Origin of the sequence: Thauera linaloolentis 47Lol = DSM 12138, assembly GCF_000310205.1 — a bacterium.
In the GTDB taxonomy this organism is placed as follows: domain Bacteria; phylum Pseudomonadota; class Gammaproteobacteria; order Burkholderiales; family Rhodocyclaceae; genus Thauera; species Thauera linaloolentis.
In genome coordinates this window covers 1-3,859 of the sequence record NZ_AMXE01000154.1, presented here as the reverse complement: position 1 = coordinate 3,859, position 3,859 = coordinate 1, and the positions used below count along the sequence as shown (strand labels likewise).

The window sequence follows — 3,859 nt, the reverse complement described above, 5'->3', positions numbered from 1 at the left end:
TTCATGTCCGTTCTTCCTGCTGAAAACGGACTCTACTAACCTTCAACCGGTACGTCCTATGGGGGGCAGGTCAGTGGCTCAATACTTCCCGCAGCAGCCTGAGCTTGCGCTGCATCGCGAAGTTCGTCTTCCGGAACGTCACGTTGTAGGGCGGCTGGAAATAATTGATTAGCGCCGCTTCCGCCAGCGAAATGCGCGCGCGCCGGTCGATTCTCGCATCGCACAACTGTTTCAAGTGAAGCCCGTCCTCGGTGGTTCCGGCCGCGACCTCCAGATTCATGTCGCCGCCCGTGCTCACGATCGTCCTGGACTGATCGAACCGGTACAACAGCAACAGGACCTCCGTATCCGGGTGGTAGGTATGCATGTCCGCCAGGATTCGCTGCAGCGTCGCATGACTGGAAAGGCGGTCGATCGCCAGCTTGGAGCCGGTTCGACCGATGCCCTGGCCAACGTACAGGACATGCAGGTCGCGTTCTTCGGCAGTGAGATCGCATTCCGCCTGAGCGACGATCACGTGCGAGGCGATGAAGATCGTGGCGCCGCCGCGCCGCACGGCCACATGCGTTCCTCCCGTCGCAACCATCACCTCCAAGGATTCAGGATGACCCAGGTGATGCTCGAACGACAGGCGGAACCGGAACGGCAGCGCCACCCAGCCGTCGCGGGCGACGCAAAGGTGGCCGGTGATCGTGTCTCCACTCAGGTCGATGAACCTGGGATCGACCAGAATGCGCCGGCGGCAGGTCACCAGATACAGATTGCAGCCGACGAGTTGCGCCCTCAGTTGCTCGTCGTCGACGGCCTGGAAAATATGGGCCGGGCGCAGCGCGCTGGGCAACCCGGAAAAGAGATGCACGGCACCTTCGGCGGTGAATTCGCGGACTGCCATCTGTGATGTCTCCCCCTATGAGTGTCGGAATCGCAGATTGCCTCGTGACCACCATTCCCATATGGACCGGGCCGCCACGCCTGCACCCCCATCATCCGGACGATGACGGGGTAACGATACAAGATCGGACCACTTATCGGCGGGCCGGCATCCATCAAACATAGGGCATACGCAAGGGCGGCCCGCGCTTGGTCAAGGCTGCTCCCCTCTCCCCACCGCCAGCGCGGCCAACTCGCGCGTGATGTCCCCCATGCGGCGGCCGCCGGCGACGTTGGACAACACGATTACCACCACCTTCTGTGCCGGGTAGTAGCTCAGGAAGGAATCGAAACCGTCGATGGCGCCATCGTGCTCGATCACCTCATGCCCATCGACCTGCTTCACTTCCAGACCGAGCGCGTAGCCGCCCTTGTACGGCGTCGTCATTTTCTTCAACGATTCCGCCGACAGCAGCGTGCCGCCGAACAGCCCCTGCGCCCAGCGCAGCAGGTCCTCTGCGGTGGAATACAGTGCTCCGGCCGCGTGCGGCGTACTCATGTGCACGAAACCGGCATTGGCCAGCGGCTGATCGCGGCGGCGTTCATAGCCGGCAGCGCGGCGCTCGATGATGGCGGTGTTGGAGTCGTAGCCCGAATCCTGCATGCCCAGCGGCTCGAAGATGCGGTCGCGCACGAAGTCGCCATAGCGTTGCCCACTGATGCGCTCGATCAGCCAACCCAGCAGCACGTAGCCCGAGTTGCTGTAGTCGTACTTGCTACCGGGAGTGAAGTCCAGTGGTCGGTTGCGCATGCCTTCGACGATCTTCTCCACCGGCGTGTCGAAGACCTGCAAGCTCGCGAATTCCGGGAACGCGGTGTAGTTGGGGATGCCTGAAGTATGCGTGAGCAGGTGGAAGACGGTGATGTCCTTCCACGCGGCCGGCGCCTGCGGCCAATGGGCCGAAACACGGTCCTTCAGCCGAAGTTTGCCGTCCTGTTCCAGCAACAGGACGGCCGCCGCGGTGAACTGTTTGGTCACCGAGCCGATGCGGAACTTGGTCAGCGGCGTGTTGGCCACGTCCCATTCCAGGTTGGCCGCGCCATAGCCGCGGCTGAACAGCACCTTGCCCTGACTCGCCACCAGCACGGCGCCCATGAAGCGGCCTTGCTGAACGTAGGGCCGGACCACGGCGTCGTAGTCGATGGCCGGTGCGATAGCCGTGTTACCGGCCGCAGGCTGAGCCGACGACGACATCGGGGCGAGCAAACCGGCTAACACCATTAACAAGAATACAAGGCCGAGTCGTTTTTTTAGCCAACGTGAATTCGATGTCATTCAATGCTCCTTTTCGTCATTTCGCATCCCCTTTCATCTTGAACAGCCCTGCCTCGGCAAACACCTCTTCTCCGTCCAGCAAAGGCGTCTGGGTACTTCCCCGCAAATATTTTTCGAAAAACTCCAGCGTGAACCGATTGATGATGTCATGCGCCTGGCGCGGAGACATTCGATCCTCGGGGATGGTTTCGAACAGCGTACGATCCGAGAAATGGGCGTGATCAACCCCAGCGATGCTCATGTAGTACCAATCGGCGGTGCTGCGCCGGAGCATCCTCCAGTAATGCGCGACGAGTGCTGCCCTCAACTCCATCCGCTCGACGATGTCCGCGCTTAGCTCGACCCCCGGATAAGGCGGCGACACCTCCGTCCAACGGTCTGCGAACATCAACAGCATAGGCCGCTCGCTCCCCAGCGTTGCCACACCCCGTGGCCCCATCAATCCTAATAGATTCAGGCCGTCCAGATTAGCCACCGCTTTGATTCGCGGCTCATCCCGTCCCGCCTGCAGGGAAAGGAATCCGCCCAACGACCAGCCCAATGAGCCGACCCGGTCAAGCGCCAGACGGTGACGTAAGCGCCATTCGGGATCGATATCCAGCGCAGCCAGCCTATCCAAAACAAACCTGATGTCTCCAATGAAAAGACTCAGATCGCCGTGTGCCCACAAATACTCGGCCAGTTCTCTTCGCGCCGGTCTCTCCCCCGTCGGGGGTTCCGCCCAATATGTCATGCCGTCGTTCCGGTAAGACTTCCCATCGGGGAATCTCTCGATCTCATTCGCTCCCGGATGGCCGATCGCCACGACCACATAGCCATGGCTCGCCAGGAATTCCGTCTGAAAAGTTCCGCTGAAGTGCGGGTGCATGGCACCATGGTTGTAGATAAGTACGGGCAAGCGCTCCCGCCCCTCCACCACAGGTGCATTCAGCACCGACCGTGTCCGAACACCACCCAGTTGATGGACCCAGTGGCTTTCACCATAGAGTTGTGGGCTAATCGCATAAGGAGCATGGTCCTGTTGTACCGACGACGACGCCGGATACCACAGCTGTACCATCACCTTGCGTGAATCACCCACCGCCGTCGTACTCGGGTCATCCAGGGCTTCGTTAACCCACAGCACCTCGAATGTCCCTGTCCGATAAGGGCCTCGTGCCTGGTCCGCGAAAATGTCGACGGGAACATTGCGGGTCTTTCGGCTGGCCTCGCCTTCCATCGCAGATACGAGACCAGCCCCTATGCCCAGGCACATCGCGATGATCAACCCGGAATACTTCGTTACTGCCCTCATCATCAGAACCGATACCGCAGAGTCGCATATAGATTACGTTCTGCTCCGTAGTTATGGGTACCGGCCGTGACGCGGTATTCCTTGTCGAACACATTGCCCAGATTCACACCCAGGCTCAATTTTTCGCTAAACGCATAACGCATCATCAAATTGAATACTGCGAAGCTCTTCTGCGTAGCGTAACCGCGCCCCCCATAGGCGTCATACGCGGTGAGATAAATTCTGCTTTGATGGTTGATACCACCACCCAATGTCAGGCGCGACAGGCCGCGCGGTGTATAGCTGTGACCTGCCCCCCATAGGACGTACCGGTTGAAGGTTAGTAGAGTCCGTTTTCAGCAGGAAGAACGGACATGAAG

The 3,859-nt window shown here is 60.0% G+C and carries 3 protein-coding genes; all 3 read right to left on the bottom strand.

Going from position 1 to position 3,859, the window contains the following annotated elements; genetic code table 11:
* Window positions 1–70 precede the first annotated feature (70 nt).
* Window positions 71–892 (bottom strand): hypothetical protein, encoded by an 822-nt coding sequence (locus C666_RS18765; protein ID WP_004348649.1) that lies wholly within the window; start codon window positions 890–892, stop codon window positions 71–73.
* 192 nt (window positions 893–1,084) lie between these two features.
* Window positions 1,085–2,206, bottom strand: coding sequence for a serine hydrolase domain-containing protein (locus tag C666_RS18760; RefSeq protein ID WP_081593499.1), 1,122 nt, complete (start codon window positions 2,204–2,206; stop codon window positions 1,085–1,087).
* Window positions 2,207–2,222: 16 nt separating this feature from the next.
* Entirely contained in the window at window positions 2,223–3,473 is a 1,251-nt protein-coding gene (locus C666_RS18755) for an alpha/beta hydrolase family protein (RefSeq protein ID WP_154666269.1), read from the bottom strand.
* Window positions 3,474–3,859: the final 386 nt, after the last annotated feature.

Coding starts and splice junctions, on each gene's coding strand:
- C666_RS18765 (WP_004348649.1), bottom strand. CDS start 892: ATGGCAGTCCGCGAATTCACCGCCGAAGGTGCCGTGCATCTCTTTTCC.
- C666_RS18760 (WP_081593499.1), bottom strand. CDS start 2,206: ATGACATCGAATTCACGTTGGCTAAAAAAACGACTCGGCCTTGTATTC.